This window comes from Streptomyces sp. CNT372 (assembly GCF_000377145.1).
In genome coordinates this window covers 314,367-329,147 of the sequence record NZ_KB897783.1, presented here as the reverse complement: position 1 = coordinate 329,147, position 14,781 = coordinate 314,367, and the positions used below count along the sequence as shown (strand labels likewise).

General features: G+C 74.3%; 14 protein-coding genes. 11 read left to right on the top strand and 3 right to left on the bottom strand.

What is annotated here, in order from left to right:
• Positions 1-102: 102 nt before the first annotated feature.
• Complete coding sequence (locus C593_RS0118540) at positions 103-1,245, top strand: glycosyltransferase family 4 protein (protein WP_018848804.1); 1,143 nt, start codon at positions 103-105, stop codon at positions 1,243-1,245.
• 105 nt (positions 1,246-1,350) lie between these two features.
• Here the strand turns inward: C593_RS0118540 and C593_RS0118535 are convergent, their stop codons facing one another.
• Positions 1,351-3,147: a long-chain fatty acid--CoA ligase gene (locus C593_RS0118535; RefSeq protein WP_018848803.1), complete on the bottom strand. Its 1,797-nt coding sequence runs from the start codon at positions 3,145-3,147 to the stop codon at positions 1,351-1,353.
• 279 nt (positions 3,148-3,426) lie between these two features.
• Here C593_RS0118535 and C593_RS0118530 point away from each other — a divergent pair, with 279 nt between their 5' ends.
• From C593_RS0118530 to C593_RS0118505, 6 genes are all read left to right on the top strand, one after another.
• Positions 3,427-4,194, top strand: a complete 768-nt coding sequence (locus C593_RS0118530) for a metallophosphoesterase family protein (protein WP_018848802.1) — start codon at positions 3,427-3,429, stop codon at positions 4,192-4,194.
• A gap of 128 nt (positions 4,195-4,322) precedes the next feature.
• Positions 4,323-4,772: an SRPBCC family protein gene (locus tag C593_RS0118525; protein ID WP_018848801.1), complete on the top strand. Its 450-nt coding sequence runs from the start codon at positions 4,323-4,325 to the stop codon at positions 4,770-4,772.
• Positions 4,772-6,124 (top strand): ArsA-related P-loop ATPase, encoded by a 1,353-nt coding sequence (locus tag C593_RS0118520; RefSeq protein WP_018848800.1) that lies wholly within the window; start codon positions 4,772-4,774, stop codon positions 6,122-6,124. The genes C593_RS0118525 and C593_RS0118520 overlap by 1 nt, the downstream gene beginning before the upstream one ends.
• Before the next feature lie 109 nt (positions 6,125-6,233).
• Entirely contained in the window at positions 6,234-6,683 is a 450-nt protein-coding gene (locus tag C593_RS0118515; RefSeq protein WP_018848799.1) for a DUF5304 domain-containing protein, read from the top strand.
• Positions 6,684-6,748: 65 nt separating this feature from the next.
• A complete protein-coding gene (locus C593_RS0118510) occupies positions 6,749-7,690 on the top strand; it encodes an ROK family glucokinase (protein ID WP_018848798.1) in 942 nt (313 codons plus the stop codon).
• 106 nt (positions 7,691-7,796) lie between these two features.
• Positions 7,797-8,555, top strand: coding sequence for an endonuclease/exonuclease/phosphatase family protein (locus C593_RS0118505; protein WP_018848797.1), 759 nt, complete (start codon positions 7,797-7,799; stop codon positions 8,553-8,555).
• A gap of 790 nt (positions 8,556-9,345) precedes the next feature.
• Here C593_RS0118505 and C593_RS0118500 read toward each other — a convergent pair.
• Both C593_RS0118500 and C593_RS0118495 read right to left on the bottom strand, forming a co-directional pair.
• A complete protein-coding gene (locus C593_RS0118500; RefSeq protein ID WP_018848796.1) occupies positions 9,346-9,912 on the bottom strand; it encodes a hypothetical protein in 567 nt (188 codons plus the stop codon).
• Entirely contained in the window at positions 9,905-10,711 is an 807-nt protein-coding gene (locus C593_RS0118495; protein WP_018848795.1) for an alpha/beta fold hydrolase, read from the bottom strand. Before C593_RS0118495 ends, C593_RS0118500 begins: the two co-directional genes overlap by 8 nt.
• A gap of 183 nt (positions 10,712-10,894) precedes the next feature.
• Between C593_RS0118495 and C593_RS0118490 the strand changes: the two genes are divergently transcribed.
• From C593_RS0118490 to C593_RS0118475, 4 genes are all read left to right on the top strand, one after another.
• Positions 10,895-11,623, top strand: coding sequence for a lysophospholipid acyltransferase family protein (locus C593_RS0118490; RefSeq protein WP_018848794.1), 729 nt, complete (start codon positions 10,895-10,897; stop codon positions 11,621-11,623).
• 42 nt (positions 11,624-11,665) lie between these two features.
• A complete protein-coding gene (macS, locus tag C593_RS0118485) occupies positions 11,666-12,877 on the top strand; it encodes a MacS family sensor histidine kinase (RefSeq protein WP_026277821.1) in 1,212 nt (403 codons plus the stop codon).
• Positions 12,874-13,569 (top strand): response regulator transcription factor, encoded by a 696-nt coding sequence (locus C593_RS0118480; protein ID WP_018848792.1) that lies wholly within the window; start codon positions 12,874-12,876, stop codon positions 13,567-13,569. Before macS ends, C593_RS0118480 begins: the two co-directional genes overlap by 4 nt.
• Before the next feature lie 154 nt (positions 13,570-13,723).
• Complete coding sequence (locus C593_RS0118475) at positions 13,724-14,728, top strand: 2-hydroxyacid dehydrogenase (RefSeq protein ID WP_018848791.1); 1,005 nt, start codon at positions 13,724-13,726, stop codon at positions 14,726-14,728.
• Positions 14,729-14,781: the final 53 nt, after the last annotated feature.

Sequence of the window (14,781 nt, the reverse complement as noted above, 5' to 3'; positions counted from 1 at the left end):
CGTTCCACGGGCGTTCCGTGCGGTTCGTCCCTCTGTGGTCGCCCATCATGCCGGGCAGGGCCCCGCGGAGGGCGGAGGCGCCGTTCGGTACTGTCGGCGGCGATGCACAAGACCTTGATCGTGACGAACGACTTCCCGCCGCGCCCCGGCGGCATCCAGGCGTTCCTGCACAACATGGCGCTGCGCCTGGACCCCGAACGGGTGGTCGTCTACGCCTCCACCTGGAAGCGCGGACGCGAGGGTGCGGAGGCGACGGCGGCCTTCGACGCGGAGCAGCCGTTCACCGTGGTGCGCGACCGCACCACCATGCTGCTGCCCACCCCGCGGGTCACCCGCCGGGCCGTCTCGCTGTTGCGGGAGCACGGGTGCGAGTCGGTCTGGTTCGGCGCGGCGGCCCCCCTCGGGCTGATGGCTCCTGCTCTGCGGAAGGCGGGTGCGCGGCGGCTGGTGGCCACCACGCACGGGCACGAGGCCGGCTGGGCGCAGCTGCCCGCCTCCCGGCAGCTGCTGCGCCGGATCGGCGAGGGCACCGACACCATCACCTATCTGGGTGAGTACACCCGCTCCCGGATCGCCGCCGCCCTCACCCCCGGGGCCGCCGGGCGGATGGTCCAGCTCCCGCCGGGCGTCGACGAGAAGACCTTCCACCCGGCCTCCGGCGGCGACGAGGTCCGCGCCCGTCTCGGGCTGAGCGAGCGGCCCGTGGTCGTCTGCGTCTCCCGGCTGGTTCCGCGCAAGGGCCAGGACACCCTGATCCGCGCGATGCCCGCGGTCCTGGCCGCCGTGCCGGACGCGGTGCTGCTGGTCGTGGGCGGCGGCCCGTACGAGAAGGAGCTGCACCGGCTCGCCGAGGAGACCGGCGTGGCCGGTTCGGTGCGCTTCACCGGCGCCGTGCCCTGGCCGGAGCTGCCCGCGCACTACGGGGCGGGCGACGTGTTCGCCATGCCGTGCCGGACCCGGCGGGGCGGGCTGGACGTCGAAGGGCTCGGCATCGTCTATCTGGAGGCGTCCGCCACCGGACTCCCGGTGGTGGCGGGCGACTCGGGCGGCGCGCCGGACGCGGTGCTCGACGGCGAGACCGGCTGGGTGGTGCGCGGTGGGGTCCCCGAGGAGTCGGCCGAGCGGATCGTCGCCCTCCTCCAGGACCCGGAGTTGCGCCGCAGCATGGGCGAGCGGGGCCGCGCCTGGGTCGAGGAGCGCTGGCGCTGGGACCTGCTGGCGGAGCGCCTGAAGGAACTCCTGTAGCGCCGGTACGCGCGGGGGGCGGGCCCGGTGCGCACCGGGCCCGCCCCTCTTTCGCGTCGTCGCCCGTGGCCCACGGTAGACCGACTCGATCTCGCCCGTGGGCGCTCAGCCGCGGTAGATCGACTCGATCTCGTCCGCGAAGTCCTTCGCCACCACGTTCCGCTTCAGCTTCAGCGAGGGCGTGATGTGCCCGGCCTCCTCCGTGAACTGGGCCGACAGGACACGGAACTTGCGCACCGACTCGGCCTTGGAGACCGCCGCGTTGCCGTCGTCCACCGCCTTCTGGATCTCGGCCAGCAGGTCCGCGTCCTCCCGCAGGGAGGCCGCCGTGGAGCCGGCGGGCTTGCCGTGGTCCAAGGCCCAGCGGGCGAGGAACTCCTCGTCCAGGGTGACCAGGGCGCCCACGAACGCGCGGCCGTCGCCGACCACCATGCACTCGGCGATCAGGGCGTGCCCGCGGATGCGGTCCTCGATCACGGCCGGGGCGACGTTCTTGCCGCCCGCGGTGACCAGGATCTCCTTCTTGCGGCCGGTGATGGCGAGATAGCCGTCCTCGTCGAGGGTGCCGATGTCGCCCGTGTGGAACCAGCCGTCCGCCAGCGCCTCCGCCGTCGCGGACTCGTTGTTCCAGTAGCCCGAGAAGATGTGCTCGCCGTGGAGCAGGACCTCGCCGTCGTCGGCGATCCGCACCACCGAGCCGGGCAGCGGCTGGCCCACCGTGCCGATCTTCTGCCGGTCCCAGGGGTTGAACGCGGTCGCCGCGCAGGACTCGGTGAGGCCGTAGCCCTCCAGCACCGTGAAGCCGATGCCCCGGAAGAAGTGGCCCAGGCGCTCGCCGAGCGGGGCGCCGCCGGAGATGGCGTACTCGACCCGGCCGCCGAGGACCGCGCGCAGCTTGGAGTAGACCAGCTTGTCGAAGACCTTGTGCTTGAGCCTCAGCCCGATCGAGGGGCCGGACGGGGCCGCCAGGGCGCGGCTGTACGCGATCGCCGTCTGCGCCGCCCGGTCGAAGATCTTGCCCTTGCCGTCCGCCTGCGCCTTCGCCCGCGCCGAGTTGTACACCTTCTCGAAGACGCGCGGGACACCGAGGACCAGCGTGGGCCGGAACGAGGCCAGCTCCTCCGTCAGGTTCTTGATGTCGGGGACGCAGCCGAGCCTGATCGGCGCCATCACGGAGGCGACCTCGACCAGCCGCCCGAAGACGTGCGCGGCCGGCAGGAAGAGCAGCACCGAGCACTCGCCCGTGCGGAACAGCGGCCGCAGCCGCTCGACCACGTTGCCGCACTCGGCGAAGAACGCCCGGTGCGTGAGCACACAGCCCTTGGGGCGGCCGGTGGTGCCCGAGGTGTAGACGATGGTCGCCGGGTCGTCCGCCTTCGCCGCCGAGCTGCGCTCGTCGACGGTGGCCTCGGAGACCTCAGCGCCCGCCGCGTTCAGTTCGTCGACCGCGCCCTTGTCGATCTGCCACAGGTGCCGCAGCTCCGGCAGACCGGCCCGCACCGACTCGACGGCGGCGCTGTGCGTGTCGCCCTCGACGATCACGGCGACGGCGCCCGAGTCGCCGAGTATCCACTGGATCTGCTCGGCAGAGCTGGTCTCGTACACCGGTACGGTGACCGCGCCCGCGCTCCAGATCGCGAAGTCCAGCAGGACCCACTCGTAGCGGGTCCGCGAGATCAGGCCGATCCGGTCGCCCGGACGGATCCCGGCGGCGATCAGCCCCTTGGCGGCGGCCCGCACCTCGGCGAGGAACCGCACGGCCGTGATGTCGGCCCACGCACCCGCCACCTTGCGGCTCATCACGGCCACGTCCGGATGCTGCGCGGCATTGCGGCGGATCAGGTCCGTCAGATTGCCGTCCGCGGGGACCTCGTACAGGGCCGGAAGGCTGAACTCGCGCAAGACTGCTGCTCCTCATCGGGCTCCGGCGCCACGGCTCTGTGTTGTGCACCGGCTGCGGTCCAAGATCGGGCAGGTGCTCAGTGGGGGTGAGCACGACTGGACTGCCCGGACGTTACCCATCGGTAGTCGGTTCCCGATAGGGGTTCCCGGCCAATGTTCCCTGCGTCACACGGGGGTGGCCCGCCCCCGGGGGAAGTATTCCACCCCCGGATGCCGGCTGAGTAACCGCAGGTGGAAACCGTCTGTCCGGGCGCCCGCCCCGGACCGTAGGGTGCTGCCATGCGAGTCAACGTGGTCAGCGACGTGCACGGCAACGCGCGGGATCTCGCCACCGCCGGCGAGGGCGCGGACGCCCTGGTCTGCCTCGGTGACCTGGTCCTCTTCCTCGACTACGCGGACCACTCGCGCGGCATCTTCCCCGAGCTCTTCGGCGCGGAGGCGGCCGGCCGGCTGGTCGCCCTGCGCACGGCCCGCCGCTTCGACGAGGCCCGCGACTTCGGCCGCTCCCTCTGGGCGGGCGTGGACGGCGACCGCCTCACCGTTATCGAGGCCGCGGTGCGCAAGCAGTACGCGGAACTCTTCGACGCCTTCCCGACGCCGACGTACGCCACCTACGGCAATGTCGACATCCCGCGCCTGTGGCCGGAGTTCGCCCGCCCCGGCACCACGGTCCTGGACGGTGAGCGGGCCGAGATCGGCGGACGGGTCTTCGGCTTCGTCGGCGGCGGCCTGAGTACCCCCATGCGCACCCCGTACGAGATCTCCGACGAGGAGTACGCGGCGAAGGTGGAGGCCCTCGGCGAGGTCGACGTCCTCTGCTCGCACATCCCGCCGGACGTCCCCGACCTGACCTACGACACCGTCGCCCGCCGCTTCGAACGCGGCAGCACCGCCCTGCTCGCCGCGATCCGGCGGACCCGCCCCCGCTACGCCCTCTTCGGCCACGTCCACCAGCCGCTGGTGCGCCGCATGCGGATCGGCGCCACCGAGTGCGTCAACGTGGGGCACTTCGCGTCCACCGGGCGCCCCTGGTCCCTGGTCTGGTGACCCCAGAGCCCCGCCGGCCGGGGGCGTGGGCCCGCGCCCGGAGGGCCGCACCGGCGCGGTAGCCTGCACAGCGTCACCTGACCCCCGGTCGAATCGGCCCATCTCCGCACTGTCAAGGAGCCGCAGCGATGGCGGAACACACCAGTTCGAGCATCACGATCGACGCGGCTCCGGCCGATGTCATGGGCGTGATCTCCGACTTCGCCCGCTATCCCGAGTGGACCGGTGAGGTGAAGGAGGCCGAGGTGCTGGCCACCGACGACCAGGGCCGCGCCGAGCAGGTCCGCCTGGTCCTCGACGCGGGTGCGATCAAGGACGACCACACCCTCGCCTACACCTGGCACGGCGCCCACGAGGTCAGCTGGACCCTGGTCAAGTCGCAGATGCTGCGCGCCATCGACGGCTCCTACCGCCTCACGCCCGTCGGCGGCGGCGACCGCACCGAGGTCACCTACCAGCTCACCGTGGACGTCAAGATCCCCATGCTCGGGATGATCAAGCGCAAGGCGGAGAAGGTCATCATCGACCGCGCCCTCGCCGGTCTGAAGAAGCGCGTCGAGAGCGGCGCCGGGGCCTGATGCGCCGGCTCCTCGTCACCGGCCCGGGCGGCGCGGGCCGCACCACCGTCGCGGCGGCCGCGGCCTTCGCCGCCGCGGCGGCCGGAGAGCGCACCCTGCTGCTGACGGCGGACGCGGAACGGGTCCTGGAGACCGCCGTCCCCGGCACCCCGGAGGCCCCCACCGTCGTCGCGGACGGGCTGTGGGCCGCCCGCCTGGACGCCGCCGGCGACTTCCGGACCGAGTTCCTGGACCTCCAGCGGCGCGTCTCGGCCGGCCTCGACCTGCTCGGCTCCGTTCCCTTCGACGCGGAGGAGCTGACCGAGCTGCCCGGCAGCGAGCAGTTCGCCCTGCTGCGCGCCCTCACCGCCGCCTCGCGCGGCGACTGGGACCTCCTCGTCGTCGACATGCCCCCGATCCGCGAGACCCTCGCCCTCCTCGCCCTGCCCGAGCAGCTGCGCCGCTATCTGCGCCGGCTGCTCCCCCCGGAACGGCAGGCCGCCCGGGCCCTGCGCCCGGTCCTCGCCCAGCTCGCCGGGGTGCCGATGCCCGCGCGGTGGCTGTACGCCACCGCCGAGCGCTGGGACACCGAACTGGCCGGCGTCCAGGGTGTGGTGGAGTCCTCCGGGACCGCGCTCGCCCTGGTCGCCGAGCCCGGACCGGGCGCCGCCGACGCGCTGCGCGCCGCGGCCACCGGGCTGGCCCTGCACGGCCACCGGGTCGCCGCGGTCGTCGCCAACCGCATGGTGCCCGCCCACTCCCCGGACCCATGGGTCGCCTCCCTCGCCGCCCAGCAGCGCAAGTGCGTCGAGGAGTGGCGGGACGCGTGGGAGCCGGCCGTCCCGGTGCACGAGGCCGCCCACCTGGGCCGGGACCCGCGCGGACGCGGCGACCTGCTTCCGCCGGACGGGTTCCTGGGCGGACCCCTGCACGATGCCGGCGGGCTCCCGGGCGAGGGTGCCGGCGGGTCCCCGGTCCTCGGTGACGGCGGGTCCCAGGGCCACCATGCCGGCGGGTTCCCGGGCGAGGGCCTGTCCGGCGAGGCGTTCTTCCGGGACGGCACTCCCGGCGGGGGCGCCCGCGAGGAGACCCGGCGCCCCGACCCCTGGACGGTCCGCAGGGCGGAACCCGGCGACGCGGCGGCCGGTGACGGCGCCCTGCTGCTCGCCCTCCCCCTCCCCGGCGCCGTCAAGGAGGACCTCACCCTGGTCCGCCGCGGGGATGAACTCCTGCTCACCGTGGGCCCGTTCCGCAGGATCGTTCCGCTGCCCCCGGTGCTCCGCCGCTGCACCGTCTCCGGCGCGGCTCTGCGTGACGGGACGCTCACCGTCCGCTTCACTCCTGACCCCGACCTCTGGCCGAGGCGCCGGTGACGCCGGTGAACGCCGTGCGGCCGTTCGGGTACCGTCGAGCGTAGGAGGCCGGGCAGGCCCGGCCCTCCGTCCGCCGGAACACCGCCGAACGCCGCCCCAGGAGTACGCCATGAGCGATGCCACCGAGCGTCCCGATGTCGACGACGACGCCTGGGCCACGGCGTGCGAGGAGGACCTGCGGGCCGAGCAGGCCCGCCGCCGTGCCGAGCACGGCACCCCGCCCGGTTCCGCCGCCGAGGAACTGCGCAAGCTCCTCGACGTGGTCGCCGACCGGGTCTCCGCGTTCCAGACCTCCGTACCCGGCCTGGCCGCGCAGAGCGCCGTCCAGCAGTTCGTCACCCAGGCGAAGGCCGCGGTCGAGCCGGTGATCGAACGGAACCCCCAGGTCTTCGACCACCTCGCGGCCGCCGGCGGCGAACTCCTGGCCGCGTACCGGTCAGCGGTGGAGAACCAGGAACGGCGCTGGACCCGCGGCGCGGCCGGCCCCGGACCGGCCCGCGACCCCCGTGACCGGGGCGACGAGGACCCCGGACCGGGCGAGCACATCGACCTGGACTGACCGGGGCGTGCCCGCCCTCGGGTACGGTTGGCCGTAGCGGGGCTCGACCGAATACTGAGGGACACATGGGACTCACCATCGGCGTCGACATCGGCGGCACGAAGATCGCGGCGGGAGTGGTCGACGAAGAGGGCGCCATTCTCGAAACGCACACCGTGCCCACCCCGTCGACTCCCGAAGGCATCGTCGACGCGATCTGCTCGGCGGTCGCCGGGGCGGGCAAGGGCCAGGACATCGAGGCCGTCGGGATCGGCGCCGCCGGCTACGTCGACGACAAGCGCGCCACCGTCCTGTTCGCACCGAACATCGACTGGCGCCACGAACCGCTCAAGGACAAGGTCGAGCAGCGCGTCGGCCTGCCCGTCGTGGTCGAGAACGACGCCAACGCCGCCGCGTGGGGCGAGTACCGCTTCGGCGCCGGCCAGGGCCACGACGACGTCATCTGCATCACCCTCGGCACCGGCCTCGGCGGCGGCATCATCATCGGCAACAAGCTGCGCCGCGGACGCTTCGGCGTGGCCGCCGAGTTCGGCCACATCCGGGTCGTCCCGGACGGCCTGCTGTGCGGCTGCGGCAGCCAGGGCTGCTGGGAGCAGTACGCCTCCGGGCGCGCCCTCGTCCGGTACGCGAGGCAGCGCGCCAACGCCACCCCCGAGCACGCGGAGGTGCTGCTCTCCCTCGGCGACGGCACCATCGACGGCATCCAGGGCAAGCACATCAGCGCCGCCGCCCGGCAGGGCGACAAGGTCGCCGTCGACTCCTTCCGCGAACTCGCCCGCTGGGCGGGGGCGGGGCTCGCCGACCTGGCCTCGCTCTTCGACCCGTCGGCGTTCATCGTCGGCGGCGGGGTCTCCGACGAGGGCGACCTCGTCCTCGACCCGATCCGCAAGTCCTTCCGCCGCTGGCTCATCGGCGGCAACTGGCGGCCCCACGCGCAGGTGCTCGCCGCCCAACTCGGCGGCAGGGCTGGGCTGGTGGGCGCGGCCGACCTGGCACGCCAGGGCTGAGGCCCGCTCCCCGGGCCCGGGGCCACCCGCACGGCCCCGACCGGCCACTCCGGTGCCCGCCGCGTCCTCACCGGAACGCGGCGGGCACCGTCGTATCTTGATCCGCATGGCCACCAGCGAGCTGCCCGCCCTGCCGAACTCCCGTACCGAACCGGACGGTTCGGCGGTCGTCCGGGTCCTGGGGTACAACCTCCGGTCCCTGCGCGACGACGAGGAGGCGCTGGCCCGGGTGGTCCGGGCCTGCCGTCCGGACCTGGTCCTCGCCCAGGAGGCGCCGCGCTTCTTCCGCTGGCGCAAGCACGCGGCACGGCTGGCCGCGAAGACGGATCTGGTGATGCTGTCGGGCGGGGCGACCGCCGCCGGGCCGCTGCTGCTCTGCTCGCTGCGGGCGACCGTCGAGCACACCGAGGACATCCTGCTGCCCCGCACCCCGGGTCTGCACCGGCGGGGCTTCGCCACGGCGGTGGTCCGCTTCGGCGGGGCGCGGCTCGGCGTCGTGAGCTGCCACCTGAGCCTCCAGTCCGCCGAACGCTACGACCAGGCCCGGATGCTCCTCGACCACCTCGCCGCGCTGGACGTCCCGCACGCGGTGGTCGCGGGCGACATCAACGAGCGCCCGGAGGGCCGCGCCTTCCGCCTCCTCGCCGACCACCTCCAGGACGCGGGCGCGGTCGCGCCCTGGGGCGACGCGGACACCCATCCGCAGTCGGCCCCCCGGCAGCGCATCGACGCGGTCTTCGCCACGAAGGGCGTCGAGGTCCTGGGCTGCGGGGTGCCCCGCGGCCTCCCGGGCGTCTCGGCCGCGGACCTCCTCACCGCGACCGACCACCTCCCGGTCCTGGCCGCCCTCCGCGTCCCGGCCTGACCCGAAGGAAGGGCCCCGCCCCGCCGGGGACGGGCCCCGGACTGCACGGCCCGGGGCGGGATTCGTGTTACCCCGGCGGGGTCCGACAGACGCCCGCCCCGCGGGGCCGGGCCGGGGCCGGGGAGTTCGGACGAGACCCGGACCGGGGTCGCGTGCCCCGTGGCTCCGGGGACGGGCGGTGCAGCGGGCGGAGGAGATGGCGGACGTGCCGGGCCCCGCCGGGGCGGGCCGGCCGGTGTGCACCCTCCGGCGGCCACGCCCGCCGGAGCGGACACGGCCCGGGCGCCTCGTGTGCCCTGGGGCCGCACGGCGGCCCGGACCGGGTTCGCGTGCCGGGTGGCTCCGCGCCCGGGCGGGAGATGGCGGACGCGCCGTGGGGCTGCCGGAGCGGGCACGGCCCGGTCGCGTCGCACGCCCTGGGGCCGCACGGCGGCCCGGACCGGGTTCGCGTGCCGGGTGGCTCCGCGCCCGGGCGGGAGATGGCGGACGCGCCATGAGGCTGCCGGGGCGGGCCGGTCCGGTGTCGAGCTCTGCGGCGGCGGCTACGCCCGCCGTTGCCGGCGCGGCCCGGGCGCCTCGTGCGCCCCGGTCGCGTGGCACGCCCCGGCCCGGCACCGGGGCCCCGCCGTAAGGCCCCACGGCGGGGCCGCGCGGGCGGCGGCCACGTCCCACGAGCCGGGCGCGCGGCCCGGCCTGACCGCCTGACCGGTGTGACCACCCGACCACCGGCCCGGCGTGGCCGCTGGCCCGGCCCGACCACCCGGCCCGGCCCGACCACCGGACCCGCCGGTCAGACGACCGCGCCGCGGCCCGGGTCGTCGTCGTCCTCGTCGTCGCCCGACGACATCCGCGCCACCAGCGTGGCGAACCCGCCGAGGAACCCGCCGATGCAGAGCGTGGTCAGCCACCAGGTCATGTCCCACTGGAGCAGGACCGCGATCAGCATCAGGACCGGGCCGCCGATCACCGCCAGCCAGGCGAACTTCGCGGTGACGTCCGCCTCCGGCAGCGGCGGTGGCTCCGGGGGCACGAAGTGGCCCTCGTCGCTCTCGTCCAGATCCTCCTCGGCGGGCTCCGCCACCGAGTAGTCGCGGGGGCCCGCCACCCCGGGGGCGAAGGTCACCGAACTGCCCAGCGGGGACGCCTCCGGGCTCTTCCCGGCGGGCTCCTCCGGGGGCCGGTCCTCGGAGGCGTCGTTGGTCTCGGCCTCCAGCAGGGCCAGGTCCTCGACCGACTTGAAGGGCTTCGCGCCGGGCGGGTCCACCGGCTCCTCCCCGTACCCGGCGACGATCGCCGCCCAGGCGGCCTCCTCGTCGATGGGCTGCGGCTCGCGGTCCGCGTCGTGCTGCTCAGCCACCGGTGGTACTCCCTCCCGAGTTCTCCGGCGCGGGGGACGGCGCCGCCCCCGCCTCCGGAGCGAGCCGGCCGACGAACGCGAGACTCTCCTCGAAGATCCGCTCCGCGTCATGGTCCAACGTCGCCACGTGGTAGCTCTGTTCCAGCAGGATCTCGGTGACGTCCGTGGAGGACACCCGGCTCAGGATGCGCGCCGAGTCCGCGGGCGGCACCACGTGGTCCTCGGGGCTGTGCAGGAGCAGCAGCGGCTGGGTGACCTGCGGCAGCTCGCCGTCGACCAGGCGGAAGAACTGCCGGACCGAGTGCGCGGCGTGCAGCGGCACCCGGTCGTACCCCAGCTCCTCCACCCCCGGCTTGGCGATGTCGCTGGTCAGGCCCTTGGTGGACGGGACCAGATGCCGGACGACGGGGAGCAGCGAGGCCATCGCCCCGTGCACCTTGTTCGCCGGGTTCACCAGGACGATCCCGCTGATCGCGTCCCCGTGCTTCGCGGCGAGCCGCAGGGTCAGCGCGCCGCCCATGGAGAGGCCGAAGACGAAGACGCGCGAGCAGCGGTCCCGCAGGCCGGCCAGCTCGCGGTCGACCTCCGCGTACCAGTCCTGCCAGCCGGTGACCTGCATGTCCTGCCACCGGGTGCCGTGCCCGGGCAGCAGGGGGAGCGACACCGTCAGCCCCTGCTTCGCCAGGTACTCGGCCCAGGGGCGCAGCGACTGCGGGCAACCGGTGAATCCGTGACAGAGAAGGACGCCGACCTCGCCGCCTTCGTGGCGGTAGGGCTCGGCTCCGGGAAGGACCGGCACCGGGGTCTCCTGTTCGTGAGGTGGAGGTGTACGCGGGCGTACGTGAGGGAGGGGTGCCCCTCACGGTACGCGACCGGACCGACACCGACCAGGTCCGTCACGCCCCGGGGCCGCGACCGGGCCGGGGGCCGGGGGCCGGGCACGGGATAAGGTCTGTTCGAGAGCACACAGGAGGATTTCGAGTTGATCTACGGCGCCATGAAGTTCTCCATCGGGGGATCGCTGAAGCTCGCCTTCAGGCCCTGGGTGGAGGGCCTGGAGAACATTCCGGCTTCGGGTCCCGCGATCCTCGCCAGCAACCACCTCTCCTTCTCGGACTCCTTCTTCCTGCCCGCCGTGCTGGACCGGAAGGTCACCTTCATCGCCAAGGCCGAGTACTTCACCTCGCCCGGCGTGAAGGGGAAGCTCACGGCCGCCTTCTTCAAGGGCGTCGGCCAGCTCCCCGTGGACCGCTCCGGGGCGCGCGGCGCGGGCGAGGCGGCGATCCGGGCGGGCGTCGAGGTCATCGAGTCCGGCGGGCTGTTCGGCATTTACCCGGAGGGCACCCGCTCTCCGGACGGGCGCCTCTACCGCGGCAAGCCCGGGGGCCTGGCCCGGGTGGCGCTCGCCACCGGCGCGCCGGTGATCCCCGTCGCGATGATCGACACGGAGAAGATCCAGCCGCCCGGCAAGGTCGTCCCCAAGCTGATGCGGCCGGGCATCCGGATCGGCCGCCCGCTGGACTTCGGCCGCTACCAGGGCATGGACGGCGACCGGTTCATCCTCCGCTCGGTGACCGACGAGGTCATGTACGAGATCATGAAGCTGTCCGGCCAGGAGTACGTGGACATCTACGCCACCGCCGCCAAGCGCGCCATCGCCGAGGCGGAGAAGGCCGAGAAGGCGGAGAGAGCCGCGGCGAAGGCCGCCTAGTGCCGGGAGGCCCGGGGCCGGGCGGCCGGGAGGGTGGGGGAGATGGCCCGTCGGATGAGAGTGGTGCGGATGTCGGTCGAGGTGCCGCTGTGGCGCGCGCTCGCCGGCTACCGCGTCCTGACCATGGTCTACGCGGTCCTGCTGTTCGTGTTCACCCGGCAGAAGTTCGAGCGGCCCGCCGTCGCGGTGGTCTTCCTCGCCGTGCTCGTGGTGTGGACGCTCGCCACCCTGCCCCTGGTGTCCTCCGCCGCGCGCTGCACCCGGCCGTTCCTCGGCGCGGATCTCACCCTCGCCCTCACCGGCATCCTGCTCACCCCGCTCGCCGACTTCGACGCGCAGAGCCACGACGGGCCCACCCTGCCGTCGATCTGGACCGCCGGATCGGTGCTGGCCTTCGCCCTGAAGGGCGGCTGGCGGTGGGCGGCCTTCGCCTCCTCGCTCGTGGCCGTCGCCAACATCGTGGAACGCGGTGAGCCCAGCGCGGACACCTACCACAACGTCCTCCTGGTCTGGGTCGCCTCCATCGCCATCGGCTATGTGGTCGAGGTCGCCCGCGCCTCCGAGCGCACCCTCGCCCGCGCCCTGGAGATCGAGGCGGCGACCCGGGAGCGGGAGCGGCTGGCCCGGGACATCCACGACAGCGTCCTCCAGGTCCTCGCCATGGTGCAGCGGCGCGGCACCGCACTGGGCGGCGAGGCCGCCGAGCTGGGCCGGATGGCCGGGGAACAGGAGGTCGCCCTGCGCAGCCTGGTCGCCGGAGGTCTGCTGCCCCCCTCCCGGGTCGGCCCCGGCGGGGACGGCGGCGCGGTCGTCCGGCTGGTGGACGAGCCCGACGCGGACGAGGCCGGGGACGACCCCGTCGACCTGCGGGCCCTGCTCACCCCGCACGCGGGCGCCCGGGTGACCCTGTCCGAGCCGGGCGCCCCGGTGCTGCTGCCGGGCCCGGCGGCACGCGAGCTGGCGGCGGCCGTCGGCGCGGCGCTGGACAATGTGCGCAGGCACGCGGGCGATGATGCGCAGGCGTGGATCCTGGTCGAGGACTGGCCGGGCGAGGTGGTCGTGACGGTGCGGGACGACGGGCCCGGCATCGCCGAGGGCCGGCTCGCCCAGGCCGAGGGTGAGGGCCGCCTCGGTGTGGCCCAGTCCATCCGCGGCCGGCTGCGTGACCTCGGCGGCCGGGCCGAGGTGATCTCGGTGCCGGGACAGGGCACGGAGGTCGAGTTGACGGTTCCCCGGGGGAAGGCGGAGAGATGAGCGGGACAGCGCAGGGCGGCGACGAGGGACGGCCGATCACGGTCATGGTCGTGGACGACCACCCGATGTGGCGGGACGCGGTCGCCCGCGACCTCGCCGAGGCCGGTTTCGACGTGGTCGCCACGGCCGGCGACGGCGCCCAGGCGGTCCGCCGGGCCAAGGCGGTGGCCCCGGACGTCCTCGTCCTCGACCTCAACCTGCCCGAACTGCCGGGCGTGCGGGTCTGCAAGGAAGTGGTGGCGGCCCTGCCCGGACTGCGGGTCCTGGTGCTGTCCGCGAGCGGTGAGCACGCGGACGTCCTGGAGGCCGTGAAGTCGGGCGCCACCGGCTATCTGGTGAAGTCCGCGAGCACCGCCGAGCTGACCGACGCGGTCCGCCGCACCGCCGCCGGGGACCCGGTCTTCACCCCCGGCCTCGCCGGTCTGGTGCTCGGCGAGTACCGGCGCCTCGCCTCCGAGCCCGCCCCGGCGGCCGGCGGCGACGAGCCGAAGGCCCCCCGGCTCACCGACCGGGAGACGGAGGTGCTGCGGCTGGTCGCCAAGGGTCTGTCGTACAAGCAGATCGCCGAGCGGCTGGTCATCTCGCACCGCACCGTGCAGAACCACGTCCAGAACACCCTGGGCAAGCTCCAGTTGCACAACCGGGTCGAGCTGGTCCGGTACGCGATCGAGGCGGGCCTGGACGACGCCTGACCCCACCGGCCCCGGACCGGCCGGCCCGTTTCCGCCCCGCCGGGCGTCGGCGGGCGGAAACGGCAGGCCCCGCGTCCTACGATGCCGTCCATCGGCGGCACGGCGGCCGCCCGGGTCCGCACGCACCCGCACCGGGACGACAGGGGAGAGCACCGTGGAAGTACTGGCCTTCGGCGTCCAGGCGGACGAGAAGCCGCTCATCGAGAAGGCGTTCGCGGGCCGCCACGAGGTGCGCTGCACTGAGGTGTTCCTCGCCCGGGACACCGCCCCGATGGCCGCCGGCTACGAGGCCGTCTCCACCAGCGTCAACGCCCGCCTCGACGCGGACGTCCTGCAGACCCTCGCCGTCGGCGGGACCGCGATGATCGCCCAGCGCTCCACGGGCTTCAACAACATCGACCTCCCGGTGGCCGAACGCCTCGGCCTCACCGTGGCCCGGGTCTCGTACTACTCCCCCTACTCCGTGGCCGAGTTCGCCTGGGCCCTCGCCATGGCGGTCAACCGTCGCGTCGTCCGGGCCGCCAACCGCACCCGCGACTTCGACTTCCGGCTCGACGGGCTGATGGGCCGGGACCTGCGCGGCCGGACGGCGGGCGTGGTCGGCACCGGCAAGATCGGCGAGGCGTTCACCCGGATCGCCCACGGCTTCGGCATGCGCCTGCTCGGCTGGGACCTCGCGCCCAACCCCGCCTGTACGGCCCTGGGCATGGAGTACGTCGCCAAGGACGAACTGCTCGCCGCCGCCGACCTGGTCAGCCTGCACGTCCCCCTGGTCCCCGACACCCACCACCTGCTGGACGCCACGGGACTGCGCGCGATGAAGGACGACGCGATCCTGGTGAACTCCAGCCGGGGCGGGCTGATCGACAGCGGCGCCCTCGTCGGCGAACTGCGCAAGGGCCGCTTCCTGGGCGTCGGGCTCGACGTGTACGAGGCGGAGGCCGGGCTGTTCTTCCTGGACAAGTCCGTCGAGGGCATCGACGACGACACCCTCGCCCGGCTGGTCACCTTCCCCAACGTCCTCGTCACCTCGCACCAGGCGTACTACACCGAGGACGCCGTCGACCAGATCGCCGAGACCACGGCCCGCAACATCGAGGACTACGCGGCCGGCCGGCGCAGCGAGAACGTCCTCGTCCCCGCCGCCCCGGCCGGCTGATCCCCGCCACCAGCCCCCCGCTCCGGGCCGGTCCCGGCCCGCCGGCGGCCCCG

Coding starts and splice junctions, on each gene's coding strand:
- C593_RS0118540 (WP_018848804.1), top strand. CDS start 103: ATGCACAAGACCTTGATCGTGACGAACGACTTCCCGCCGCGCCCCGGC.
- C593_RS0118530 (WP_018848802.1), top strand. CDS start 3,427: ATGCGAGTCAACGTGGTCAGCGACGTGCACGGCAACGCGCGGGATCTC.
- C593_RS0118525 (WP_018848801.1), top strand. CDS start 4,323: ATGGCGGAACACACCAGTTCGAGCATCACGATCGACGCGGCTCCGGCC.
- C593_RS0118520 (WP_018848800.1), top strand. CDS start 4,772: ATGCGCCGGCTCCTCGTCACCGGCCCGGGCGGCGCGGGCCGCACCACC.
- C593_RS0118515 (WP_018848799.1), top strand. CDS start 6,234: ATGAGCGATGCCACCGAGCGTCCCGATGTCGACGACGACGCCTGGGCC.
- C593_RS0118510 (WP_018848798.1), top strand. CDS start 6,749: ATGGGACTCACCATCGGCGTCGACATCGGCGGCACGAAGATCGCGGCG.
- C593_RS0118505 (WP_018848797.1), top strand. CDS start 7,797: ATGGCCACCAGCGAGCTGCCCGCCCTGCCGAACTCCCGTACCGAACCG.
- macS (WP_026277821.1), top strand. CDS start 11,666: ATGGCCCGTCGGATGAGAGTGGTGCGGATGTCGGTCGAGGTGCCGCTG.
- C593_RS0118480 (WP_018848792.1), top strand. CDS start 12,874: ATGAGCGGGACAGCGCAGGGCGGCGACGAGGGACGGCCGATCACGGTC.